The sequence below is a fragment of the Chryseobacterium gregarium DSM 19109 genome, assembly GCF_000430845.1.
Lineage (GTDB): Bacteria > Bacteroidota > Bacteroidia > Flavobacteriales > Weeksellaceae > Chryseobacterium > Chryseobacterium gregarium.
Map to the genome: position 1 here is coordinate 60376 of NZ_AUMU01000009.1, position 25355 is coordinate 85730.

Here is a 25355-nt window from a genome sequence, read left to right on the forward strand (position 1 = left end):
GTTTCAATTCTGAAACAGCCGTTTTTTATTTAAAGAACTTTCTTATTGTCTGCCGGTGTATAATCCATAAAAAGACCACCGTCCAGATTGACGGATTTCACTTTTTTCCTGATAGGAATGGTCAGCATGGCCTGTTTCTGATCTTTTTCCCAGACTGATGGCGAAAAATGAAGTTTTTCAACCGTTCCGTCCTCATAACTGATTTCAGCATCAAAAGGAATTGCAAAACCTCCTGTATTATCAATATGGATGGTAAGAAGATCATTGATCTGAGACGTCCCGGAAATTTTCAGGTCAATATAGTAATTCGTGTAAAACCAATTGTTAAAGAACCAGTTCAGATCTTTTCCCGATCCCGTATTCATTGAATTAAAATAATCCCACGGAACCGGATGCTTGCCGTTCCAGTTGTTCATATAGTGATGCAGTGCTTTTTTAAACAGCTCATCACCCAAATAATCTTTTAAAGCCAGATAAGATAAAGAAGCTTTCACATAAGAGTTGTTGCCGTATCCCGCTCCGCTTACCTGCGTGCTCATGGTAATAATCGGCTGGTCCTGTTCAGCAGAAGGATCATTGATCCATCTTTTCACCCTGAAGTTTTTGTAAAATTCCTTTGCTTTTGCTTCACCGTTTTCATCAATTCCTATTAAATATTCTAAAGTTGTTGCCCAGCCTTCATCCATAAAAGCATACCGTGTTTCATTGATTCCCATGTAAAAAGGAAAATAGGTGTGTGCAATCTCATGATCCGCAGTAAGCCTTGCATCCTGAAAATCATCTGGAATACTGGTATCATTGATCATCATCGGATATTCCATATCCGCATACCCCTGAATTGCGGTCATTACGTTATACGGATATTCAACACCCGGCCAGTTTCTTGAAAACCAGTCCAGGTTATAGCGCATCCATTCTGTATAATGTTCAAAATCTTTAGCTCCGGCTTTATATCCGGCCTGAACACTGGCTCTTTTTGTTTTAAGCTGAACGCTTGAGGCATCCCATACATAATGGCTGCTCAGGGCAAAACAGAAATCGGTAATATTTCCGGCTCTGAATTTCCAGGTATTCCATTTGTTCTGCTTGGTAACTTTTCCTGATTTCATTTCCTGTTCAGAAGCCACATGAATAACCTTATCACTTTTTAACGAAGCTTTATATCTTTTCAGGTATTCAGGCTGAAGCACCGACTCAGGGTTCAGGAAATCTCCCGTTGCCCAAACCACATAATTCTTCGGCGCTGTAATTGCGAAGCTGTAATCATTAAAATCATTATAAAACTCCTGCCTATCTGAATGAGGGAGCATATCCCAGCCATTATAATCATCATAAACAGAAATCCTCGGGAAAGAATAGGCTACATAAAAAGTTTCAGGATCAATCTGCCCTTCCCTTCCGCTTTGTCCGGACAGCGGATATTCCCATTCTATTTTAATTTCCGCTTTTGCTTTGGATTTTAAGGCCGTGTTGAGTTTTACTTTTTCTACAGTCCCCCAATCCTCGGTATTTACCGTATATTTTTCACCATTCACCATGAATGATTTGATATGGAGGCCAGAGGATAAGAAATCTTTAGAAACCACTCCTGATCTCGGAGCCTGGGGCTTATGTAAATTGTTAACGAAACGTATGGCCAGTTCGTTCAGATCATCCGGGCTGTTATTGCTGTATACAATGGTTTCTTTTCCCGAAACGGTCTTTGAAGCGGCATCAACCTTTACCTCAACATTATAAATCCCTTTATTCTGCCAATAGCTTTTTCCCAGCGCACCCGAAAGATCACGCGTTCCTTTTTCGTAGGCTTTTTTAATATTTCTGGGCATATACAGTTCCTGAGCCGAAACATGTAATGATGATGCCAACATGACCACTCCGAACAGAAATTTTTTCATGTATAATTTTTAATAATTAATCACAAAATTAAGCAAAATGTTGCATACAATTTATTGTGTTAACGATCAATATTATCAGAAAAAGTTTAACCTCACATCCTTCCCTGCTCGTCGGCTTTCTTAATGGACTTGGCATTCTTTACCGATTGGTTCCCGAAATTAAACTTCAAAGAGAGGGAAACACTTTGTGTATCGCGGTAATCAATAAAATAATTGTCCTGATTGGCGTATTTGGTACTTACTTTTTCCCCTGACGTCCTGAAAATATCATTAAACATCAAGCTTGCTTCCAGTTTTTTATCAAAAAACTTTTTGTTCATGACCAAGTATGCAGATGACGAACTAGAAATTCTAAATGTTCCCTGAATGGACGGTGAATTATACCGGTGGCCCAGCTCCAGTTTCCATTCACTGTTTTTATCCAGCGTGAAGCTGGTGGAAATATCGGAGACCCAATTCAGGACTTTGTTTTTATAGAGAGCATTATCAATCCCGATAAAATAATTTTCGTTGTGTTCAAGATTTTCAGATACACTCAGGCTCCACCAAGGTTTGATCTGAAAGTTTTTATATAGGCTCAAACCATAAGCCTGAGCTTTTTCAATATTGGTGTAATGATAAATCAAATTGTTGGTGCTCGGATCCTGATAAGAAATTTCCATCGATGGGAAGATTTCTTTCCTGTAGTAGAAATCAAGGTTCCACTCTTTCCAGGTATATGTGAAATTTAGATTATGGACAATGGTGGCTTTTAATTTCGGATCACCCTGAAAATAAGAAAACAGGTTGTAATACGACTTTGCAGGATTCAACCATGAATAGGAAGGCCGGCTGATGCGCTTTCCGTAAGACAGCCCGAACTGATGATTGCCTGTTGTTGTATATTGGACATAGAGTGTAGGAAATAATTTCCAGTAATTATTCTTATTGATTTCAAACGGTTCTGAAACCACACCTTCCAGATCGGTTTTTTCAGCCCGCAAACCCGCCTTAAAATTCCACTTCCCTGGATTGTATGCCAAAGAGGAATACAGCGCGAAATTATGTTCTTTATAATCAAAAATATTGCTTTTATCTGCCCTGTACTGTAATTCCCCATTCTCGTTGTCAGAAAAATCAAGCAGGCTGTTGGTTTTTACGAAACTGTATTTTCCTCCGGATTCCAGTTCCCATTTCTCACTTTTCCACTGATAATCTGCCTGTGTGGAATAGAGCTGGACATCGCTTTTATTATTGGTTATAAAATTATTCTCTGTGGGAAGCTGATTGGCAAAATCAAGATACGTCAGTACATCCTGATATTTCCGCGCATTGTTTCCAGCAAAATAATTGGTCCATGTCAGTTTGCTTTTACTGTTCAGTTTCCGGTCTGCCTGAAAGCTTACTGAATTATTGATAACTCGTGAATGATGGTCATTAACGGTTGTATAATTAGATTCCACCACATTCTGATTATTGTAGATCAGGGTTGGGACATTATAGGTTCCGAAGGATTTAGGATTGAAAAAACCTGAATAGTTGAGACTTACATTGGTAAGACTGTCGATTTCATATTCCAGATTGAAATTCAGGGTATTCTGGCTTTTATTCTGGTCTTTCCTGTTCATGGTGCTGATCCACCGCGTCTGGTCTTCAACATAATTTACGTAATCCGTCCCTTCACGGTAATATGTGCCGCTCCCCAAATAATAGCTCCCCATTACCGAAAGCTTGTTCTTTTTATAATATTGCGAAATCCCGGCTACGCCTTTTGCATATTGGCTCTGTATATATTTTGAAGTGATGGTTCCGCGGTACCCTTCAATCTTATTTTTCTTCATCACGATATTGAGAACCGCACTTCCGGATGCTTCATATTTTGCAGGCGGATTGGTAATCACCTCAACGGATTTTACTTCATCGCCCTGAGTGTTTTCCAGTAAATTTTTCAGTTCATCCCCGGTCAGCATGACTCTTTTGTCATTGATCGTCACCAAAATACTCTGGCTTCCCTTGATGGCTAAAACATCATTTCCCGCTGTAACGCCGGGTGTCTTTTTAATAATCTCCCAGGCATTGAGCGAAGAAATATTGCTGTTTTCCACATTGAATTCCATCCGGTCTATTTTTCTTTTCACCAAAGGTTTCTGCTTGGTCATCACCACTTCCTGAATGTCCTGTATATCTTTTTTCAGGACAATCTGCAAAGCCCCGTTCTCAATTTCCAGATTGAGCGTTTTTTCAATCTGGGCGTACTCCAGATCTTTGATGATTAATTTCACCGACTTATCATCGATATTTTCCCATATGAAAAATCCGTTTTCATCCGTTGTTAAAGTCTTTATTAAGGTATTCTGAGAATTATAAACTTCTACAGAAACCAAAGGAAGCTTTTCATTCTGAGCGTTGGTAACGGTTCCCTGTATGGTATGTTTTTGAGAAAACAACAGTACCGGAAGGAATACTAAAATCAGGAATTTATACATACTTAATTTTTTAGGTTTATAAAGACGGAGAGCAATACATCTCTTCCGCTACAAAAGTCTGCATTGGCAAAGAGAATTTAGGTTAACAGAAGGTTAATGAAGGGTTAATGCCTGCCAGGCAAAAGATGAAAGTTCTATCTTTGTTTTAATGATTTCAAAAAGCAAAAACCTTGTCGCTCTTTTTGCCACTTTATTCCTGCTTCTTTTGGGGATTCAGGGATATTTCATGTATAAAACCTATCAGGTAAAAGAACGTGAAATCTACCGGACCGTGCACAAAAGGCTCACAGAATACACAGACCGTCTGGAAGACAAAGGAGCCATGAGAAAGTCGCCGGATGATTCCATCCAGGCAATCTTAGTACGCTTTAAAGACAGAAAAATCACCAAGGATGAGTTCCTGGATCTTTTTGATAAGAACAGAAGGGCTACCGAAAAGGAATTCAGCAAATTTGTAGACAAACAGTTTAAAGATGAAGGGTATGAGGTAGCTGTAAAAATTGAGTATTCATCCATTGTTTTTAACCCTACGAAAACCAACCTCATTAATCACCCTATTGTCATTTATGAAACGGAAAAAAAGGTTAAAAAGGCGGGAATTGCCAATACGGGATCCTGGGAAACCGTTTCTAAATCAACTGATTCAACTGATAAAAAAATTACCAGAAACAACAGCTTTTCAGTCAGGAGCATCACAGGCTATGAAATTTTAAATATTAAACATGTTGTTTTTAAAGAACTCACCTTGCTCATCCTCTGCTGTATAGCGCTGCTTGCCAGCGTTTTGAGCCTTTATATTTTCACTATTAGAAATTTAATAAAGCAACAGAAGCAGATTGAGGTTCTGCATACCATTGTTGACAATATCTCCCATGAGTTCAAAACACCGATTGCTACTTTAAAAATAGCTTCTAAAGCACTGAAAAAGAACCTGAACCCGGAAACCACATTGCCTCTCATTGACAGGCAGATTATTCGCCTCGAAAGCCTGCTCCATCAGCTGCATCAGGAAGAAAATGAAGAAAAAGCGGACAAGATCCAACCCGAAGACTGGAAATTTTTTATTCAGGATTTGGCGTTTACCTATTCCGGGAATACATTCAGACTTCAAAGCAATGTTGTAAAAGAACTTCCTTTTGATAAAAACCTGATGGAAACGGTCATTAAAAACCTCTGTGAAAACAGCGTAAAATACGGAGCCTCTGAAATCGGTATCAACATTACTGATCTTGACAAAAACCTGGAAATTACCGTAGATGATAACGGAGAAGGAATCCCTAAAAGTGAGATGAAAAGTATTTTTGAAAAATTCTACAGGATACAGGCCAATAACATCCATAATACAAAAGGCTTGGGACTGGGACTGTATTTCGTGCATACTATTATTACAAAATATAAAGGGAAAATCAATGTCACAAGTACCCTGAAAAAGGGAACAACTTTTAAAATAAACCTTCCGTATGAAAACTAAAATTTTATTAGCAGAAGATGATTCCGACTTTGGAATGATTTTAAAACAATATATGGAACTGGAAGATTTTGAAGTGACCTGGTTTCAGAATCCCGAAGATATCGTAGCGGTTCTAACTTCAGACTTCTCATTTCACATTGGCATTTTAGATATTATGATGCCGAATATTGACGGGTTTTCTTTGGCTAAAATGATTTTAAAAGAAAAACCGGGGTTTCCGCTTCTTTTTTTAACGGCCAAAAACCAGAAGATAGACCGGCTTACCGGGTTAAAAATAGGAGCTGATGATTACATCTCAAAGCCCTGCGATCCCGAAGAACTGATTTTGAGGATCAGAAATATCCTTAAAAGGACTCTGCCTGTACGTGCCGAGACCCAGATAAAAATCGGTGACTATATACTTGATACCGAAAAGCTGCTACTTTCTCATCATCAAGCGGATACAAGGCTTACCATCCGGGAGTTGCAGCTTCTTCTTTATCTGATAAAAAACAACCGTAAGACCATAAAACGGGATGACATCTTAGACAATCTCTGGGAAACCAGCGATTATTTTACGGGCAGGAGCCTGGATGTATTTGTCAGCAGACTGCGGAAATATTTCATCCATGATCCTGAAATAAAAATCCAGTCCGTGAGAGGTGTCGGATTTGAAATTAATTTCCCCACAATCTAATTTTTCAGGAAACTCAGTTCTGCCAATACTGGGAAATGGTCTGAAGGATACAGCAGATTCTCTCTTCTGTCATTGATATGCCTGTGAGATCTTGTTCTGAATCCTTTTACAAAGATATAATCGATCCTGTCTTTCGGAACTTCATTGATATTGAATCCGGTGAACGTTCCCTCAGGCCCGTAATGCTTCGTTTCCGAATGATAAAACGTATCCTGCAGGCTTTTTGACATGATCTTAATTGGCTCGGAATCTTCCGTCAGGTTGAAATCCCCGCTTACGGTAACCGGTAAATTTTCAGGATTGATTTCTTTGATTTTCTTTAAAATTAATTCTGATGATTTTTCCCTTGCGATATTGCCGATATGGTCAAAATGAAGATTCAGTGCCATGAATTCTTTTTTGGATTTGTTATCTTTAAAAACAGCATAGGTGCAGATCCTGTTCAACGCTGCATCCCAGCCTTTGGAAGGTTTTTCCGGAGTTTCCGAAAGCCAGAAGGTCCCTGATTTTACCGCCTGCAGCCTTTCGGTATCATAAAATATTGCTGAAAATTCCCCTTTTTCTTTACCGTCATCTCTGCCGACCCCAATATAATCGTAATTTTTCAATCCGCTTTTAAGATCTTTCATCTGTCCGGGAAGCGCTTCCTGAACACCAAAATAATCGGGATGATAATAGCTCAGTAAATCTGCAACATCCTGTTTTCTGTTCGTCCATGAATTCTCTTTGTCGGAATCTACATTCAGTCTGATGTTGAAACTCATCACTTTAAGGTCCTGTGAAAAACCTAACGCAAAAAGCATTATAAATAGGATGGAAAATCTGAAATTCATACTTTTTATTTAAACAAAAATAAGACTTATCCCTCAGAGAGAGGCATGGCCATAAAGTTTTTCATAAGATATAACCATAAAAAAACTCCGGAAGATCCGGAGCTTAAGATTATTGGTATTGACCTATTATTCTTTGGTAAATTTAAATACCCTTCCTCCCTGCGTAAACGTCATGGTTTTCTTATCCTGACTGAAGGTCATTGAAATTTGTGCCTGGTCGAAGGTAAAAGTATTGTTTCCTGTATATTCCAGAGGAAATTCAGGCTGGCCTGTTGCCTGGCCGAAAAGCTGATTATCTTTCTCCCTGAAGGCAATTTTCAGAGGAAGGTCTTTACTGCCATAGGTTCCTGTAAAATCTTTACTATTGATTTTCTCTACAGGTTTTGCATCTGCTGAAGACCAGCTGTTGTTCCGGGCATTCACATCAGGGATCTTAGAATCGGGGTCAAGCTTCACCTGCTCTATTTCTTTGGCAGAATCCACTTTAAACGTCCATTCCGTATTTCTTTTCCATACTTCAACCGGTATTTTAATGATCTGTTGTGTCCCGTCTTTAAATTTTACCTGAACGGTTGTCGGCATCGGCAGCTGTCCGATATTTTCAACGGTAACTTGAGCTCCGTTTTTAAAATCGCCATTGACATATTTTACATTTTTCACAGCCTGGTCAATTTTCCATTTATTGATAAACCAGCCTCTCCAGAACCAGTTAAGTTCTTCGCCGGAAACATTTTCCATGGTGTGGAAGAAATCCCACGGCGTTGGATGCTTGAAAGCCCAGCGCTGAATATAGGTTCTGAATGCTTTGTCAAATTTTTCCGGTCCCAGAATAGATTCGCGTAAAATGCCCAATCCCAGTCCCGGCTTGTAATAAGCTAAGATCCCGATGCTGTTTTCCTTCATATTGTCTGGTCCGACCATAATCGGCTCAAAACCGTCATTCATCAGAAAGGCTCCCATCTGGGCTACATTTTTCTTTTCATAATATTCGCCTTTATTGAAAGCTTCCGTTGACAGTTCATTGATAAAAGTATTAAAGCCCTCATCCATCCAGGCAAACAGCCTTTCATTAGAACCTACAATCATAGGGAACCAGTTATGCCCGAACTCGTGATCGGTAACACCCCAAAGATCCCCGCCTTTAGAAGTCATATGGCAGAAGACAATTCCCGGATATTCCATTCCGCCTTCATTTCCGGCAACATTGGTGGCGGCAGGATAGGTATATTCATACCATTTTGCCGAATAATGCTCAATGGCTGCCTTTGTATATTCCGTTGATCTTCCCCATGCTTTTTCACCGGCACCCTCCGCAGGATATGCTGACACAGCCAATGATTTTTTTCCGCTCGGAAGATTGATTCTTGCAGCATCCAGTATGAAAGCTGCTGAAGATGCCCAGGCAAAATCCCTGGCCTGGTTGATCCTGAATTTCCAGGTTTTTGTACCCGCCTGCTGGTTCCTTCCAAGGTCCGCTTCAGAACGGATCATTACTGTTTTATCACTGTTTTTCGCCTGTTCCCATCTGCTATTTTCTTCTTTGGAATAGACTTCTTTCGCATTGAGAAGTTCACCTGAAGCCACTACATAATGACTGGCAGGAACCGTAATGTTCGCCGTGATATTTCCGTATTCCAGATAAAATTCAGAAGCTCCCAGATATGGCATCGTATTCCATCCCAATACATCATCATACACACACATCCTCGGATACCACTGGGCTATGGTAAAAACCTTTCCGTTTTTCGTATCTTCTATTCCCATTCTGTCGGATCCGTATTTCGGGGAAAGGAATGAATATTCAATTTTAATTTTCGCTCTCCCTCCCTGCGCTTTCAGCTCAAACGGAAGATCAATCTGCATCCGGGTATCTGTGATGGTGTATTTCACCGCTTTACCGTCAAGCTTTACCGACTTAATTTTATAGCCTCCTTCAAATTCTTCGCCATGAGACCCGTTACGGCTCCCGGACATCGGAACTACCGCATTTCCCCTTGACTCTTTTTCAAATAAGTTCTGATCCAGCTGCAGCCATAAAAAGCCCAGTTTATCAGGGCTGTTGTTGGTGTATGTAATTTCAGCAGTCCCGGTAATTTCATTCCTGGCTTCATTAAGGCTGACATTCAGATTATAGTCCACTGAATTCTGCCAGTAGGCATATCCCGGCTGTCCGCTTGCAGATCTTGTCGGCGTACCGGTCTGTGTATAGAAAAACGGTTTGAAAGTCTCTACATAATCATATTTGGGAACTTCCTGAGCATATACCAGCTGTGAAAAGAGCATAACCGCTACAGCGGAAACAAGGGTTGGAAATTTACGATTCATTGAATTATTTTTTATTTGAATTTGTAAAACAAACTGCCGGAATTGTTACAATCCAGCAGCCTGTTTCAATTCAGTATTGAACTTTATAAATTTTAAAGCTTATTTTAAATTATATTCTCGCTGATTTTTCAGATTCAGCAGATTTAAATATACATCAATATCTGTGTGATCATCATAATCTGTAAGAAATTATTTTTGAAATAAAATCAGACCGTTTCTGATCAATTGGATTTCTTTGCTTTAATCATGGCTTCCAGCGCATCCCACATTTCCTGCGGAATATCCTCCAGCATATTGAACTCTCCGGCACCCTGTAACCATTCCCCGCCATCAATGGTTACCACTTCACCATTAACGAAAGATGAGAAATCCGAAACGAGATACGCGGCAAGATTCGCCAGCTCCTGATGTTCCCCTACTCTCTTGAGCGGATTCTTTTTAGCCAGATCAAACTGGTCTTTCATATCTCCCGGAAGCAACCGGTCCCACGCCCCTTTTGTCGGGAAAGGCCCCGGAGCAATGGCATTAAAACGGATATTATATTTCCCCCATTCAACCGCCAAAGATCTTGTCATGGCCAGAACCCCTGCCTTGGCACATGCCGACGGCACCACATAAGCAGAACCGGTCCACGCATATGTGGTAACGATATTTAAAACGGTTCCCGGTGTTTTTGAGTCGATCCAGTGTTTACCGATGGAAAGGGTACAGTTTTTAGTTCCTTTCAGTACAATATCTAAAATGGAGTCAAAAGCAGAGTGGGTCAGCCGTTCCGTCGGGGAAATAAAATTCCCTGCAGCATTATTCAGAAGGATATCAATTTTCCCGAATTCTTTCAAAGCTGCTTCCTTCATAGTTTCCACCTCATCCCAGTTTCTCACGTCACAGGCTACGCAAAGCACTTTTCCGCCGGTCTGTTCTTCCAGCTCTTTTGCGGTTCCCTGCAATTTCTCAAGATTTCTGGACGTAATCACCACTTTCGCTCCCAATTCCAGGAAATATTTGGTCATGGCTTTTCCCAAGCCACTTCCGCCTCCTGTGACAATTGCTACTTTATCTTTAAGGGCGTCTTCACGCAACATCGGCTGTGTATACAGATTCATATTTTTATTGTTTGAGTAAATTTAAGATTTTAAGTGATTCGGCAAGCTATAAATAATATGCGGACAATAATAAGGAGTGTAAGAATGTTTAGTTTGGGCGGCGGCTTTGCCGCCGCCCAAACTAAACATTCAAATAAACTGAAAAGACATTTTAAATTTAATTAAATTTAAAACTCGAAAAATGATTATTTATGAAAAGGTCCGGAACCTATGCTTTTCTTTTTATTCTATTGTTCAGCTTATACTTTAAAGCTCAGCAATTTGAAAAACTTTACCAATATGTTAACCCGCTGATCGGTACTGAGAAAATGGGACATACCTATCCCGGGGCGACTGTGCCTTTCGGAGCCGTACAGCTGAGCCCGGAAACCGATACTGTTACGTATGCCCTGAACGGCAAATATAATGGTGAAGTGTATAAATACTGCGCCGGATACCGGTATGAAGATAAAACAATCGTAGGGTTCAGCTCGACCCATTTCAGCGGGACAGGGCATTCTGATTTAGGCGATTTTCTCATAATGCCGACTGTAGGGAAATTACAATTGAACCCGGGAACGGCTTCACATCCGGAAAACGGCTACAGGAGTAAATTCTCCCATCAAAATGAAAAAGCAGAGGCAGGATATTATAAGGTAAAGCTTGACGACCACAATATTTTAGCTGAACTGACGGCTTCGACAAGAGTCGGGGTTCACCGTTACACTTTCCCGAAGTCTGACCAGGCACATATCATCCTGGATCTGATGGCGGGAATTTATAACTATGATGGTAAAAACATCTGGACTTATATTCGCGTTGAGGACGGAAATACCGTAACAGGCTACCGGCAGACCAATGGCTGGGCGAGGACAAGAACAGTGTATTTTGCCATGAAGTTTTCAAAACCGTTCAAATCGTACGGACAGAAAAACTATGATGAAAAACAGGTATACAACGGATTCTGGAGAAAATTTGACCAGACCAAAAACTTCCCCGAAATCGCAGGGAAAAACCTGAAAATGTATTTTGATTTTGACACGGCTGAAAATGAAGCAATTGAAGTCAAGCTGGCGATTTCACCCGTCAGCCAGGCCAATGCACTGGAAAATCTGAAAAAAGAAACCAGAGGATTATCTTTTGATCAGGTGAAAGAAAAAGCACAGGAAAACTGGAACAGAGAACTGAATAAAATCGTCATTAAAGGTTCAGAGACCCAAAAGATTAATTTTTATACTGCCATGTACCATACCTTTATTAATCCGACCACCTATACCGATGTTAACGGAGAATATAAGGGTTTAGACCAAAACATCCATAAAGCAGAAGACTTTACAAATTACACTACTTTCTCTATCTGGGACACTTACCGTGCACTCCATCCGTTCTTCAATATTATCCAGCCCAAAAGAAACGGGGATATGGTGAAATCCATGATGGCGCATTATGATCAGTTCTCTATGAAAATGCTGCCGATCTGGTCCCATTATGCCAATGACAACTGGTGCATGAGCGGATACCACAGCGTAAGTGTGGTTGCAGATGCAATCATCAAAGGAAACTATAACGGAGATGCAGGAGAAGCCTTGAAAGCCTGTGTTGCAACGGCGAACAAACGAGATTATGAAGGCATCGGGCAATATATAGATCTAGGGTATATTCCTGCGGAGAAAAACGGAACGTCCGTATCCAATACATTAGAATATGCCTATGATGATTGGACCGTTGCACAGTTGGCGAAACATTTGGGTGAAACTGAAATTTACAATCAATTCATCAGACGTTCTGAAAACTGGAAAAACAATTTTGATAAAGTGTCCGGATTTATGCGCCCGCGTCTGGCAGACGGAAGCTTTAAAAAAGATTTCAATGCATTAAGCACGCACGGCCAGGGTTTCATTGAGGGTAATTCCTGGAACTACAGCTTCTTCGTTCCCCAAAATCCGGATGAACTGATCAAAATGATGGGCGGAAAGAAAAAATTCGCTTCAAAGCTGGATGAATTATTTACGATGCATTTACCGGATGAATTTTTTGCAGACACGGAAGATATTACAAGAGAGGGAATCATCGGGGGCTATGTCCACGGAAATGAGCCGGCACATCATGTTGCCTATCTCTACAATTGGGCAGGGCAGCCATGGAAAACCCAGGCGCAGGTGAGACGGATTTTAAACATGCAGTATAAAGCAACACCCGACGGATTAGGAGGAAATGACGATGCCGGACAAATGAGTGCCTGGTATATCCTGAGCTCACTTGGCTTTTATCCTGTGGCACCGGGCTCGGAAGAGTATGCAATCGGAAGCCCGGCAATTGACAATGCTGTTTTAAATTTAGAAAACGGAAAGACTTTTGAAATTGAAGCCATTAACCAGGGCCCGGAGAATGTTTATATCAAAAAAGTTCTTCTCAATGGAAAAGAAATTAAAAATTTCACATTAAAGCATTCTGAGATAATGAATGGCGGAAAGCTGAGTTTTTACATGAGCCCTCGACCGAAAAAATAATCAGGATGCATACACTACAGTTTGTAAGAATCTGAAATTTCGATACAGGACCCCCCGATCCTGACAAGATTAAACCCGAATCAGTAATTTACATACAACATCCGTCATTTTGCAAACATCCGCTTCCCGGTTTCTTCCCAACTTTGCGGTATTAAATTAATATCAACAATATGAACAAAGTAAAATTAGGAAATCAGGGATTAATCGTTCCGAATCTCGGTTTGGGATGTATGGGGATGACCGGTTTTGAAGATGCCAATATGTACGGTAAAGCCGATGAAAAGGAAGCCATTGCAACCATTCACCGTTCTTTAGAATTAGGCGGCAACTTTCTGGATACTGCCGATTTGTATGGTCCGTTTAAAAATGAACAGCTTATTGCAAAAGCCATTGGAACGGACCGTGGAAAGTATATCATTGCCACCAAATTCGGTTGGGAAATCAATGACAGTGATAAAGTAACCTGGGCCATCAACGGTAGCAGGAATTATGTCAAAAAAGCAGTTGAACGCTCCCTTAAAAACCTAAAAACAGATTACATTGATCTTTATTACATGCACCGTCTGGACAAAAACACCCCGATTGAAGAAACAGTGGACGCAATGGCGGAACTGGTAAAAGAAGGGAAAGTCGGCTATATCGGTTTATCCGAAGTATCTTCAGAAACAGTAAAAAGAGCCCATGCCGTTCATCCGGTTACGGCCGTACAGAGTGAATTCTCTTTGTTTGAAAGGAAGGTAGAAGAAAAAGGGGTATTTAATACCTTACGGGATTTAGAAATCGGTTTTGTGGCATATTCACCGCTGGGGCGGGGATTTTTATCCGGGCAGATCCGCTCAATTGATGATTTGCCGGAACATGATTTCCGCAGAGGAATCCCCCGTTTTCAGGAACAGTATTTCCATAAAAACATCGAATTGGTTGAGGCCATTGAAAATCTTGCCCGGGAGAAAGATATCACCCCTTCACAATTGGCACTGGCCTGGATCATCAGTAAAGGGATTATTCCGATTCCGGGAACCAAGCACAGGACCTATGTTGAACAGAACATTGAAGCCGGTAACATCATTCTGAATGAATATGATCTTTCAAAACTCGAAAGTATCGTACCTTTAGGAACTGATACCGGCGCGCCTTATGATGAATTCAGCATGGGACTGTTGGATTATTAATTTGTAACTTTAATTGGCGAAAATAACTACACCTAACAGCTTTTTGAAACCTGTTAGGTTTAATACGATCGCTCCCCGACTTGAGCGGAAATCCTTTTATGAGAAGGACGGCGAACAAAAATTGGGAGCGGAAGACGGAAAAAGGCGCCCAAAAATTATTATTAAAAAAGTTTAAAAGTAATGAACACCATCCCTTCTATTTCCGCATTTCATAAATTGCTTTCGCTTCCTGAGCCGAAGCATCCCATGGTAAGTGTTATTGACCTGTCTGAAAGCATTTTCCTTGAGGATGATACCTGGAAAGGTTTTGTCAACAGGTTTTATTGTGTTGCCTTAAAAAGGAACGCGACGGGAAAAATAAGATACGGGCAGCAGCATTATGACTATGACAAAGGTGTTTTAAGCTTTACCGCGCCCAATCAGGTACAATACCTGGATCTTCAGAATATGGAGTGCGGCGCAGGCTATCTGCTGATCTTTCATGAAGATTTTTTACTGAAGCACCCGCTGGCAAATACCATCTCAGGTTTCGGGTTTTTCTCGTATGCCGTAAATGAAGCACTGCATCTGTCGGAAGATGAAGAAAATAACCTGATCGAAATCTTTTTTAAAATCGATAAAGAATGCCGGCATATTGATCCGCATACTCAGGAGATCATCTTATCCCAGATCGAATTGCTTTTACAGTATTCCAACCGTTTTTACGAGAGGCAGTTTATCACCAGAAAAAACAATAACCATCAGTTGTTAATAAAATTTGAAAAATTCCTGAATGATTATTTTGAAAGGGATTCTTTGGAGAAAGGGCTTTTAACCGTTCACCACATTGCCGAAGCCATGAACCTTTCACCAAATTATTTAAGCGACCTGCTGAGGGTCCATACCGGGCAGAATACACAACAGCACATTCACGAAAAGCTCATTAGCAAGGCCAAAGAAAAACTTTCGACCACAGAACTTTCCGTCAGCGAAATTGCTTATCAACTGGGATTTGAACATTCGCAATCCTTCAGCACGCTTTTTAAAAAGAAAACGAGCAAATCACCTCTGGAATTCAGGCAGTCTTTTAATTAAATTGTAAATTCTGATACCTTTCGGCTACAGGAAAATACTTTTTGGCTACAAGTGCCGTCAGCTGAAACATGAACTTTGCATTATAAAAATTAGATTTACAATGAAAGTATTTGTTACAGGCGCTACAGGTTTCGTAGGAACTGCTGTAGTACAGGAATTATTAGCCAACGGACACGAGGTTTTGGGATTAGCTCGCTCGGAAGAATCAGAAAATAAACTGATTGCAGCCGGAGCAGAAGCCCATCGTGGAGACCTTAATGACTTCGAAAGTCTGAAATCCGGAGCCGCCGCTTCAGATGGAGTGATCCATTTAGGATTTGTCCACGATTTTACCCGATTTGAAGAAATGTGTAAACTTGATGGGAAAGTGATCAAAACGATTGGGGAAGCTTTGGCGGGAACCGACAAACCTTTTCTTATCACTTCCGGAACTGCGCTTTTTTCCAAAGATGGACTTACCATAGAAACAGACCGTTCGGCACATCCACATCCCAGGATTGCAACGGAAAATGCGGCTGATGCTGTAGCCGGAAAAGGGGTAAAAGTGGCTGTTGTAAGATTATCTCCTTCAGTTCACGGGAAAGGTGATGTTATTGGTTTTGTTCCCACATTGATAAGAATTGCAAAAGAAAAAGGCAAATCTGCCGTGATTAATGGGGGAGATAATTTTTGGCCGGCTGTTCATAAATTGGATGCTGCGAAATTGTATCGCCTGGCTTTAGAAAAACCTTTTGAAAGCGGAACAAGATACCACGCCGTTGGAGAGCAGGGAATTCCGTTTAAAGATATTGCTACCTATATCGCAGAAAAATTACAGGTTCCCGTTGTATCCCTTACAAATGATGAAGCGGCAGAACATTTCGGATGGTTTTCGCATTTTGCAGAACTTAACAATCTGACTTCGAGTGAAGAAACAAAATCAGCTTTAGGCTGGGATCCACAACATCCAACTTTGATGGAAGATTTGAAAGGTGATGTTTATTTCACTGAACCCCAATAATCTGTACCTTTATATTTATTAAATTTGATTAAATATTCAACCGATGTCTGACATACCGATAAGAATTAAAACCATTTCTCAATTCCATACTTTGCGGGGTTTGCCCAAGCCAAAACATCCGCTGATCAGTGTGATTAATTTTGAAGATATGGCGCAGGCTTCGGAAAGCGGAAAGCAGAGTTTGATATTTGATTTTTATATGATTTCTGTAAAAAGAGATATGGCCCACAAATACAGATACGGGCAGAAAGATTATGATTTTGATGAAGGCGTGATGTTTTGTATGGCACCGCATCAGGTCTTGAGCATTACAAGAGAAGAAAAAGGTAAAAACCCTTCCGGATGGATGATGATGATTCATCCGGATTTTCTTTGGAATACGCCCATGGCAAGTGCAATTAAGAAATATGAATTCTTTGATTATTCTGTACACGAAGCTTTATTTTTATCCGGCGATGAAGAAATAAGGATTCTGCAAATCATTGAAAATATCAAAGAAGAATATCAGTCAAACATTGATTTGTTTAGCCAGAATATCATTATTTCCCAACTGGAAACACTTCTGAATTATTCCGAACGTTTTTATCAGCGCCAGTTTATTACGCGTCATAAAACGCATCATCAGGTTTTGGAAAAGTTAGAAATTTTACTTAATGATTATTTTGAAAGAGATGATTTTAAGGAAAAAGGCTTGCCGAGCGTACAGTTTCTTTCGGATGAATTGAAAATGTCTCCGCAATATATGCGAAGTCTGTTGAAAACACTGACCGGACAAACAACACAGCAAATTATCCACGAAAAACTTATTGAGAAAGCTAAAGAAAAGTTGTCAACAACGGAACTTTCTGTAAGTGAGATCGCTTATGAATTAGGGTTTGAACATTCTCAGTCTTTCAGCAAATTATTTAAAGCGAAAACTGAGATTTCGCCGTTGGAGTTCAGGAAGTCTTTTAACTGACGGCCGAAAACCTACGGCTTATCAAACACGTCTTCCCTGATATTCCGTTTATGGGTCCTGCCCCATTCAGACAGAGCAGTAATCGTATTTTTCAGGGTCTTGCTGTAATCCGTAGAAACATATTCTACAATTACAGGCATTTGTTCGGCATGAACAATTCTTTTCACAAAACCGTTAAGCTCCAGGTCTTTCAGCTCATTGGAAAGCACCCTCGCTGAGATTCCGGCAATGGTTCTCTGCAGTTCATTGAAACGGATGCTGCCATGCTCCTGCAATACGATAATAATTTTGAGTTTCCACTTTCCGCCGATCACATACAGGGCATCTTCCACGGAAGAAAGATTTTCGGAACATCTGCCGGTATGTATTGACTCTTCTGATATAACAGCGTTTTCCATCGATTCAATTTTTATTGCTAACTAAAAGGTTACCGCTAACCTTTTGTTTACTGCTAACTTTTCATTAGCAAATGTACATAATTTTGTAAAAGAAATTTAATTTTTAAAAAATATGAAAAACATACTTCACATTATCTCAAGTCCGAGGACGGAAGTGTCAGCAAGCAGAAAATTAGGAAACGCAGTTATAGAGAAAATCCGGGAAAAATATCCTGAAAGCAATATAAAAGAGCGTGATCTGACGAAAAATCCAGCGCCTTTTTTAGAAGAGGTACACATCAATTCATTTTTTACGCCTGCAGAAAACCGTACCGCCGAACAGGAAGCCATCCATCAGTATTCCGAAGGCCTGATTTCAGAGCTGCAGGAAGCTGATATTATTGTAGTGGATTCTCCCATGTACAACTTTTCAGTCCCTTCAACACTCAGGTCATATTTTGACTATACCTCAAGAGCAGGATATACCTTCCGCTATGATGAAAACGGACCGAAAGGCATGCTGAACAATAAAAAATTATACGTTGCCTTTACTTCGGGGAATATTTATTCAGAAGGGCCTCATCAGATGTATGATTCCAATGTACCTTATGTTAGGAATGTTTTTGGTTTTTACGGAGTAACTGATGTGAGTATTTTCCGTGCAGAAGGCCTGTCTATTCCGGGAATTATGGAGAACTCTTTACAGAAAGCAATTGAAAGCATTGTGATTGCTTAAACCATGAAGTAATTGTTAGAAATGATCCCTCGCTGACCAGGCAGATTAAGCATATTTTTGATGCAAACATCTGCAAATCCGCCCAATCTGCGGGAGATTCAAAATTAAAAGACTGCCAATTGAATTGCCAGTCTTTTAATTTATTCTTCAGTTTCAAAAAGCAGCCGCTCTCCAGATTTTCGCTCATTGATTTTCCCGTTATCATACACCAGATTCCCATTGACAAAAGTATGGGTAACCTTAGAATGAAATTCCGTTCCTTCCAGCGGGCTCCAGCCGCATTTGTAAAGGATATTCTCTTTATCAACCGTCCAGCTTGCATTGAGATCTGCCAGAACCAGATCTGCCTTATACCCTTCTCTCACAAAGCCTCTTTTTTCAATCCTGAAAAGAATGGCCGGATTGTGACACATTTTTTCAACGATTTTCTCCAAAGATATTTTCCCGTTTTGATAATTTTCTAACATTACAACCAAAGAATGCTGAACCAAAGGGGCTCCTGAAGGACATTTGGTATACACATTCTGTTTTTCATCCCAGGTGTGAGGGGCATGGTCCGTTGCGATCACATCGATTCGGTCATCCAGCAGCGCTTCCCAAAGTCCGTCTTTGTCTTTTTGTGTTTTTACCGCAGGGTTCCATTTGATCAGCCCGCCTTTGGTTTCGTAGTCTTCATTGGTAAAAGTAAGGTGGTGCACACAAACCTCTGCCGTGATCTTTTTTTCCTTTAAAGGAATATCATTTCTGAAAAGTTCCATTTCTTTTGCCGTTGACAAATGGAAAACATGAAGTCTGGCTCCGGTTTTTTCTGCCAGCTCAACCGCTTTTGAAGAGGATTTGTAACAGGCCTCTTCACTCCTGATCAGATGGTGGAATTTTACAGGAATATCTTCACCGTACTCGTCCATATATTTCTGGGTATTGGCTCTGATCGTTGCTTCATCTTCACAGTGAACCGCAATCAGCATCTTGGTATTGCTGAAGATATTCTCCAGGGTTTCCGGATTATCTACCAGCATATTCCCTGTGGAAGAACCCAGAAACAATTTGATCCCGGGAACATTTTTCGGATCTGTTTTCAACACCTCTTCCAGGTTATCATTGGTTCCTCCCATCATGAAACCGTAATTGGCATACGCTTTCTGAGAAGCGGTTTCGTATTTATCCGCCAATAATTCCTGCGTTACCGCATTCGGCACTGTGTTGGGCTGATCGATAAAACTGGTAATTCCCCCTGCAATGGCAGCCCGAGATTCCGTTTCAATATCACCTTTATGCGTCAGGCCCGGCTCGCGGAAATGCACCTGGTCGTCAATAACTCCCGGCAAAAGATATTTTCCTGAACCGTCAATCACCTGATCTGCCTCCTCCGAAATATGAGCATTTATTTTAGAAATCAAATCATTTTCAATGAGCACATCGCCTTCAGAGATTTGTCCTTCGTTAACGATTTTTACGTTCTTAATTAAGGTTTTCATTTACTTTTTTAGAAATTAGAGGTTAGATATCAGAAGTTAGTTTCGGGTTATCAATTATGAGTTATAGCAATCACTAATTTCTAACTTCTCATATCTAGCTTCTATTAAAAGCAAAATTAAGGCTTATGAATGAATTTTAACGCCAGTGATCAAAAATCAAATTCTAAATATTTACATTTGCAGAAAATTTCACCTTTTGAAATCAGAGATTCCATCTGACCGATAAAAATAATTTAACAGATGAAAAAACTCCTGAACGAGACTATTATATATGGAATTGGGGCAATTATGCCGAGGATCATAGTCGTATTGCTTAACTATTTATTCATTAAAAATATAAATAATGAAGACTTTGCCATTTTCACCAATCTGTATGCATTGATTTCATTTGTCAACATCGTCCTGTCTTTCGGTTTTGAAACGGCATATTTCCGGTTTTCTTCTGACAAAGATAATGAGCAGAAAGTTTTCAATACTTCATTCTGGTTTCTTACAGGCCTCTCAACGGTCTTTTTAATATCGGTTTTATTGTTCAACCAGCCGATTGCCAATGTTTTCGGATATTCAAAAACTCCAGAATTTATCCGGTGGTTTGCGTGGATTGCATTTTTTGACAACATTCTTGTGATCCCTCTGGCTTGGTTCAGGTTTCATAACAGACCGGTAAAATATACTGCGGTAAGGGTAACCCAGGCAGCTTTCCAGAGTGCTTTTGCTATTGCCTTGTTCCTTTACATCCCGCAGGAATTAAGTTTAAAACTGGGATTAAAGGAAAAAGTGTCCTATCCATTTTACAGCAACTTAGCAGCAAGTGCCTTGGGGATTTTGCTGGTGATGCCGGTTATCCTGAAAATAAGATTCCGGTTTTCAAAAGAGCTTTTTCTGCAAATGATCAAATATTCATGGCCGATAATGATTGCCGGTCTGGCATTTATGGTAAATGAAAACTTTGATAAGTTTATACAGAAATTCATTATTGCTGACGGAGATGCGGGAGCTTACGGAGGATGCTATAAAATGGCAGTCCTGATGACGCTTTTCGTTACGGCCTACAGAATGGGAATCGAACCGTTTTTCTTTAAGCAGATGCAGAATGAAAATGCAAAGCTTACCTATGCAAAAGTAACGGAATATTTTTCATTTTTCGCATCGGTGGTGGCACTCGGAATTATTGCCAATGTTTCATGGATAAAAATGCTGTTGGTTCCGAACAGTTCTTACTGGGTGGCACTGAACATTATCCCGGTTATTGTGATCGCTAATTTATTTTTCGGAATTTATTACAATCTTTCAACCTGGTACAAAGTAACCGACAGAACAAGAGTTGGAACATATATTTCATGGGCAGGAGCTATGATTACCATTATTTTAAATCTCATCTTTTTAAGGAAATACGGATTTATGGTTTCAGCCTGGGTAACTTTGGCAGCGTATTTCTTAATGATGGTTCTTTCCTACTGGCTGGGACAGAAATATTATCCCATTCCGTACAGAATGAGGAAAATTTCTTTTTTCATTATCCTTTTGGCAATCTTCAGCTATATAATTGTAAAGTTCTTTGATTATAATCTATGGATCGGAAACTTATTTTTCCTGATCTATACCGGAATCCTGGTTTATTCTGAAAAAGCTATGCTCTTATCGAAAATGAAAAGATAAATCTTCAATACCTTAACCAATGGTTTTATCCTTATCTTTATAAAAAATTAAAACTCAATAAATAAAACATACTGTATAATTTATGAAAATTATTGTTCCTATGGCCGGACGTGGTTCCAGATTACGTCCCCATACACTGACTGTTCCAAAACCTCTTATCCCTATCGCAGGCAAGCCGATTGTACAGCGACTGGTGGAAGATATTGCAAAAGTTGCAGGAGAAAAAATTGAAGAAGTAGCTTTTATCATCGGGGATTTTGGCCCGGAGATTGAAAAATCTCTCATTCAGATCGCAGAGAGATTGGGAGCAAAAGGAAGTATTTATTACCAGACTGATCCTTTAGGAACAGCTCATGCTATAAAATGTGCCGAACAGTCGATGAGCGGCGATGTGGTAGTTGCGTTTGCCGATACATTGTTCCGTGCGGATTTTGTGTTGGATAAAAACTCGGACGGTGTTATCTGGGTAAAGAGTGTTGAAGACCCTTCCGCTTTTGGAGTGGTGAAACTGAATAATGATGGTTTTATTACGGATTTCGTTGAAAAGCCACAGACCTTCGTTTCAGATCTTGCCATTATCGGTATCTATTATTTCAACAGTGCCGAAAAGCTGATGGATGAGATCAACTACCTCATGGAAAACAATATTACAAACGGTGGTGAGTATCAATTGACGACCGCTTTGGAAAACCTCAGAGCAAAAGGAGCAAAATTTACGTTGGGCAAGGTAAATGACTGGATGGATTGCGGGAATAAAAATGCAACCGTAGAGACCAACAGCAAGATCCTTGAATACGAAAGAGAAGAAATGTCAACATATCCCGTTTCTGCCCATATTGAAAATTCACTGATTATTCAGCCGTGTTTTATCGGAGAAAATGTGCAGATCTCCAATTCGAAAGTCGGCCCTGGCGTTTCTTTGGGGAATAACACCATTATTGTTAATTCAAACATTGAAAATTCTCTGATTCAGGAAAATACAAGAATTCACCACGGAAATCTTTCCAATTCAATGATCGGGAATTCCGCTCAGTACTTTGGCGTAGCCAGAGAGATTTCTTTGGGAGATTATTCTGTTCTGGATTTTTTATCTAAGTAATCTGAACCCTAAAAGTTCAATTCAAAAAGTATATACAAACCACACAAAAACATTTTGTGTGGTTTGGCGTTAATATTGCAACATTTTTTTAATCTGAAAGGTAAATACATGAAAAACTGGATTATAGCATTATTATTAATTTTTTTGGTAACTTCTTGCAAAACAAGAAATGCTGCAGGAAAAAGAGACAAACGTGTAAAAACGGATAGTGCTTTCGTTGTAGAAAATAACAAAAGCCCGAAAGATATTAATGAGCCTGTAAGGGATAAATTCGCATTTTTTGAACATGTGCTTATACCGCCAGCCTTTGAGCAGATTAAAATCAGCAGCAAAGTTAATGTGGAAACCGGAAGCTTTATTCCGACCCTGGATGCTACCATTTATATTGAAAAAGACAAAAAGGTATGGATGACTCTTCAAGCATTTGTAATCACTGTTGCTCGGGGAATTGCTACGCCTGAAGGGATTAAAGGACAGGATAAAACCAGTAAAACGTATATTGATTCCGATTTTGATTATCTCAATAATTTACTGAATGTGAACTTCATCGACTATAAATCTCTCGAAAAGATTTTGCTCGGCAGAACCTTTGTCAAGATTAATGATTCACAGTTTACCCTGACAAGGAATGCTCAAGGTTTTAAGATGGAATCCAATGTCAACCAGAAAATTGTGACGAATGAAAAAACAAGGGAATATAAGATTGTTTTGCAGTATGATAAAAATTACGATTTATTATCCGTTAATCTGAAGGACGTATTAACACCTGATGAACTCGAAGTATCCTATGGCAATTGGGAAGAAATCAATAAGATCCGTCTTCCTAAGAATGTTAAAATAATTATAAAAGGATCAAAAAGCAGCCAGATTTTACTGGAAAATACGAAATTTGATTTTTCCAGGATGGATACGCCTTATTCCGTACCATCCAGTTATAAGAAAATCGAGATTCAATGATTAAAAAATTTAGCTTTTTAATAGGTATCCTGTTGTTTGGTCTGTATTACGGTCAAAACGGTAAAAAAGAACAGCTGCAAAAACAAAGTGCCGAACTAAAGAAACAAATTGCCCAGATAAATACAGATTTAGCAAAAACAAGAAATGAATCTAAACTTTCGGTAGCTTACCTTGACAATGTAAATAAGAAGTTGGTATTAAGGGAAAAAGTTTATAACAATACCCAAAAGGAAAAAAAATTCATTGAAGAAGAAATTTATCTTCGTCAGAGAGAGATCAACCATCAAAATAAAGAGCTTAAGATCCTGAGGGAAAATTATGCCAGGGTTTTGGTAAACGCCTATAAAAATAAGGGAGTACAGAACAAGGTAACTTTTATACTTTCCGCTAAAAATATGGGGCAGGCAATCCGGAGGGTTCAGTACCTTAAACAATATGCTGATTACCAGGATAAAAAAGCGGCAGAAATATCCAATGTGGCGGCAAAAATAAAACAAACGATTGCTATGAAGCAAAATTCCGTAAAGGAAAAAGCCAATCTATTGGTTAATCAACAAAAAGATCTCACCACTATTAATGCTGAAAGGGCCCAAAAGGAACAGTTAGTATCGAATTTCAAAAAGAATGAATCCAAATTAACTTCCGAGCTTAGGCAGAAGCAAGTACAATCTAAAACACTGGAAGGACAGATCAGGAGCATCATTGCAGAAGAGATAAGAATAGCAAAAGCGGAAGAAGAGGCCAGAAGAAAAGCGGAAGCAGAAAAAATCCGTTTGGCAAAAATAGCGGCTGAAAGAGAAAAAGCCCGGATAGAAGCCGAGAATAAAATCAGGGCCGAAGCATTGGAAAGGGAACGATTGGCTGCCGAAGCTGCTGCAAAAAAAGCCTCTGAACTGGTGGCCAAAAGAGTAGAAGAAGAACGGAAACGTAATGAGGATGCTTCCAAAGCTGAAGCGACAACGAGAGATGAAGCCAGAAAAGTGGCTGCAAAAAAAGCCTCTGATGAAGCCACTGCAAAAGCCAGAGAAGCGACTGAAAAATTAGTGGCGGCAAGAGCTGCGGAAACGGCACTGGCCAGAAAAAAGGAAGATGATAAAAAAGCAGCAGAAACCAAAGCTATGACCAGCTACGGCGTTACAACCGTTGCCGGAAGTAATTTTGCCGATAACAAAGGGCGCCTTGGGTATCCTGCAGACAGAGTGGGACAGGTCACACACCGTTTCGGAAGACATCCTCATCCCGTATTTAAAAATATTGATGAGGAAAATAATGGTATCAAGATTTCAGTGCCATTGGGTACCAGAGCGAAATCTGTATTCCCGGGAACTGTTTCTTCAGTACTGGCTAACAGTGACGGTACCAAGACGGTTATTCTAAAACACGGAAATTATTTTACTATTTATTCCAACCTGGGAAGTGTAAATGTATCCAAAGGACAACAGGTTTCAGCAGGCACTCCGGTAGGGGTAATAGGACAGGATTTTGACGGTACTTATACCCTTGATTTCCAGGTATGGAACGGAAGTACACCGGTGGATCCATTAGGTTGGGTTTCTTATTGATAAAAAGATTAACTTTGTAAAAAAAT

Annotated in this window: 19 protein-coding genes; 12 read left to right on the plus strand and 7 right to left on the minus strand. The window is 39.9% G+C overall.

Features of this window, described 5'->3' with window-relative positions:
- Window positions 1-29 precede the first annotated feature (29 nt).
- Window positions 30-1895, minus strand: a complete 1866-nt coding sequence (locus H561_RS0111260; RefSeq protein WP_027387104.1) for a M1 family metallopeptidase — start codon at window positions 1893-1895, stop codon at window positions 30-32.
- Between the two features lie 92 nt (window positions 1896-1987).
- Complete coding sequence (locus H561_RS0111265; RefSeq protein WP_027387105.1) at window positions 1988-4360, minus strand: outer membrane beta-barrel family protein; 2373 nt, start codon at window positions 4358-4360, stop codon at window positions 1988-1990.
- A gap of 148 nt (window positions 4361-4508) precedes the next feature.
- Here H561_RS0111265 and H561_RS0111270 point away from each other — a divergent pair, with 148 nt between their 5' ends.
- On the plus strand, window positions 4509-5831 hold the full coding sequence (locus tag H561_RS0111270) for a sensor histidine kinase (protein WP_027387106.1): 1323 nt from the start codon (window positions 4509-4511) through the stop codon (window positions 5829-5831).
- The gene (locus H561_RS0111275) at window positions 5821-6507 is read left to right on the plus strand and encodes a response regulator transcription factor (RefSeq protein ID WP_027387107.1); all 687 of its coding nucleotides are present in this window, start codon (window positions 5821-5823) and stop codon (window positions 6505-6507) included. The genes H561_RS0111270 and H561_RS0111275 overlap by 11 nt, the downstream gene beginning before the upstream one ends.
- Here the strand turns inward: H561_RS0111275 and H561_RS0111280 are convergent.
- From H561_RS0111280 to H561_RS0111295, 3 genes are all read right to left on the minus strand, one after another.
- Entirely contained in the window at window positions 6504-7340 is an 837-nt protein-coding gene (locus tag H561_RS0111280) for an endonuclease/exonuclease/phosphatase family protein (RefSeq protein WP_027387108.1), read from the minus strand. The genes H561_RS0111275 and H561_RS0111280 overlap by 4 nt on opposite strands.
- Window positions 7341-7466: 126 nt before the next feature.
- Complete coding sequence (locus H561_RS0111285; protein WP_034762030.1) at window positions 7467-9665, minus strand: M1 family metallopeptidase; 2199 nt, start codon at window positions 9663-9665, stop codon at window positions 7467-7469.
- A gap of 221 nt (window positions 9666-9886) precedes the next feature.
- Window positions 9887-10768 (minus strand): SDR family oxidoreductase, encoded by an 882-nt coding sequence (locus H561_RS0111295; RefSeq protein WP_027387110.1) that lies wholly within the window; start codon window positions 10766-10768, stop codon window positions 9887-9889.
- Between the two features lie 191 nt (window positions 10769-10959).
- On the opposite strand from H561_RS0111295, the gene H561_RS0111300 reads away from it, so the two are divergent.
- From H561_RS0111300 to H561_RS0111325, 5 genes are all read left to right on the plus strand, one after another.
- Complete coding sequence (locus H561_RS0111300; RefSeq protein WP_027387111.1) at window positions 10960-13257, plus strand: GH92 family glycosyl hydrolase; 2298 nt, start codon at window positions 10960-10962, stop codon at window positions 13255-13257.
- Window positions 13258-13427: 170 nt separating this feature from the next.
- Window positions 13428-14429: an aldo/keto reductase gene (locus H561_RS0111305; protein ID WP_034762033.1), complete on the plus strand. Its 1002-nt coding sequence runs from the start codon at window positions 13428-13430 to the stop codon at window positions 14427-14429.
- 180 nt (window positions 14430-14609) lie between these two features.
- The gene (locus H561_RS0111315) at window positions 14610-15503 is read left to right on the plus strand and encodes a helix-turn-helix domain-containing protein (RefSeq protein ID WP_027387113.1); all 894 of its coding nucleotides are present in this window, start codon (window positions 14610-14612) and stop codon (window positions 15501-15503) included.
- Between the two features lie 100 nt (window positions 15504-15603).
- The gene (locus tag H561_RS0111320) at window positions 15604-16503 is read left to right on the plus strand and encodes an SDR family oxidoreductase (RefSeq protein WP_027387114.1); all 900 of its coding nucleotides are present in this window, start codon (window positions 15604-15606) and stop codon (window positions 16501-16503) included.
- A gap of 43 nt (window positions 16504-16546) precedes the next feature.
- Entirely contained in the window at window positions 16547-17461 is a 915-nt protein-coding gene (locus H561_RS0111325; protein ID WP_027387115.1) for a helix-turn-helix domain-containing protein, read from the plus strand.
- An 11-nt stretch (window positions 17462-17472) separates the two neighbouring features.
- Here the strand turns inward: H561_RS0111325 and H561_RS0111330 are convergent, their stop codons facing one another.
- The gene (locus H561_RS0111330) at window positions 17473-17859 is read right to left on the minus strand and encodes a winged helix-turn-helix transcriptional regulator (RefSeq protein ID WP_051349360.1); all 387 of its coding nucleotides are present in this window, start codon (window positions 17857-17859) and stop codon (window positions 17473-17475) included.
- A 112-nt stretch (window positions 17860-17971) separates the two neighbouring features.
- Here H561_RS0111330 and H561_RS0111335 point away from each other — a divergent pair, with 112 nt between their 5' ends.
- Complete coding sequence (locus H561_RS0111335) at window positions 17972-18574, plus strand: FMN-dependent NADH-azoreductase (RefSeq protein ID WP_027387117.1); 603 nt, start codon at window positions 17972-17974, stop codon at window positions 18572-18574.
- A 140-nt stretch (window positions 18575-18714) separates the two neighbouring features.
- Here H561_RS0111335 and H561_RS0111340 read toward each other — a convergent pair whose 3' ends face one another.
- Window positions 18715-20052: a dihydroorotase gene (locus tag H561_RS0111340; protein ID WP_027387118.1), complete on the minus strand. Its 1338-nt coding sequence runs from the start codon at window positions 20050-20052 to the stop codon at window positions 18715-18717.
- Window positions 20053-20292: 240 nt separating this feature from the next.
- Here H561_RS0111340 and H561_RS0111345 point away from each other — a divergent pair, with 240 nt between their 5' ends.
- The 4 genes from H561_RS0111345 (at window position 20293) to H561_RS0111360 (ending at window position 25329) form a co-directional block, all read left to right on the plus strand.
- Window positions 20293-21711: a lipopolysaccharide biosynthesis protein gene (locus tag H561_RS0111345; RefSeq protein ID WP_027387119.1), complete on the plus strand. Its 1419-nt coding sequence runs from the start codon at window positions 20293-20295 to the stop codon at window positions 21709-21711.
- A gap of 82 nt (window positions 21712-21793) precedes the next feature.
- Window positions 21794-22810 (plus strand): sugar phosphate nucleotidyltransferase, encoded by a 1017-nt coding sequence (locus H561_RS0111350; protein ID WP_027387120.1) that lies wholly within the window; start codon window positions 21794-21796, stop codon window positions 22808-22810.
- 108 nt (window positions 22811-22918) lie between these two features.
- Entirely contained in the window at window positions 22919-23767 is an 849-nt protein-coding gene (locus H561_RS0111355; protein ID WP_027387121.1) for a DUF4292 domain-containing protein, read from the plus strand.
- The gene (locus H561_RS0111360) at window positions 23764-25329 is read left to right on the plus strand and encodes a peptidoglycan DD-metalloendopeptidase family protein (protein ID WP_027387122.1); all 1566 of its coding nucleotides are present in this window, start codon (window positions 23764-23766) and stop codon (window positions 25327-25329) included. Before H561_RS0111355 ends, H561_RS0111360 begins: the two co-directional genes overlap by 4 nt.
- The last annotated feature ends 26 nt before the right edge of the window (window positions 25330-25355 follow it).

Coding starts and splice junctions, on each gene's coding strand:
- H561_RS0111260 (WP_027387104.1), bottom strand. CDS start 1,895: ATGAAAAAATTTCTGTTCGGAGTGGTCATGTTGGCATCATCATTACAT.
- H561_RS0111265 (WP_027387105.1), bottom strand. CDS start 4,360: ATGTATAAATTCCTGATTTTAGTATTCCTTCCGGTACTGTTGTTTTCT.
- H561_RS0111270 (WP_027387106.1), top strand. CDS start 4,509: ATGATTTCAAAAAGCAAAAACCTTGTCGCTCTTTTTGCCACTTTATTC.
- H561_RS0111275 (WP_027387107.1), top strand. CDS start 5,821: ATGAAAACTAAAATTTTATTAGCAGAAGATGATTCCGACTTTGGAATG.
- H561_RS0111280 (WP_027387108.1), bottom strand. CDS start 7,340: ATGAATTTCAGATTTTCCATCCTATTTATAATGCTTTTTGCGTTAGGT.
- H561_RS0111285 (WP_034762030.1), bottom strand. CDS start 9,665: ATGAATCGTAAATTTCCAACCCTTGTTTCCGCTGTAGCGGTTATGCTC.
- H561_RS0111295 (WP_027387110.1), bottom strand. CDS start 10,768: ATGAATCTGTATACACAGCCGATGTTGCGTGAAGACGCCCTTAAAGAT.
- H561_RS0111300 (WP_027387111.1), top strand. CDS start 10,960: ATGAAAAGGTCCGGAACCTATGCTTTTCTTTTTATTCTATTGTTCAGC.
- H561_RS0111305 (WP_034762033.1), top strand. CDS start 13,428: ATGAACAAAGTAAAATTAGGAAATCAGGGATTAATCGTTCCGAATCTC.
- H561_RS0111315 (WP_027387113.1), top strand. CDS start 14,610: ATGAACACCATCCCTTCTATTTCCGCATTTCATAAATTGCTTTCGCTT.
- H561_RS0111320 (WP_027387114.1), top strand. CDS start 15,604: ATGAAAGTATTTGTTACAGGCGCTACAGGTTTCGTAGGAACTGCTGTA.
- H561_RS0111325 (WP_027387115.1), top strand. CDS start 16,547: ATGTCTGACATACCGATAAGAATTAAAACCATTTCTCAATTCCATACT.
- H561_RS0111330 (WP_051349360.1), bottom strand. CDS start 17,859: ATGGAAAACGCTGTTATATCAGAAGAGTCAATACATACCGGCAGATGT.
- H561_RS0111335 (WP_027387117.1), top strand. CDS start 17,972: ATGAAAAACATACTTCACATTATCTCAAGTCCGAGGACGGAAGTGTCA.
- H561_RS0111340 (WP_027387118.1), bottom strand. CDS start 20,052: ATGAAAACCTTAATTAAGAACGTAAAAATCGTTAACGAAGGACAAATC.
- H561_RS0111345 (WP_027387119.1), top strand. CDS start 20,293: ATGAAAAAACTCCTGAACGAGACTATTATATATGGAATTGGGGCAATT.
- H561_RS0111350 (WP_027387120.1), top strand. CDS start 21,794: ATGAAAATTATTGTTCCTATGGCCGGACGTGGTTCCAGATTACGTCCC.
- H561_RS0111355 (WP_027387121.1), top strand. CDS start 22,919: ATGAAAAACTGGATTATAGCATTATTATTAATTTTTTTGGTAACTTCT.
- H561_RS0111360 (WP_027387122.1), top strand. CDS start 23,764: ATGATTAAAAAATTTAGCTTTTTAATAGGTATCCTGTTGTTTGGTCTG.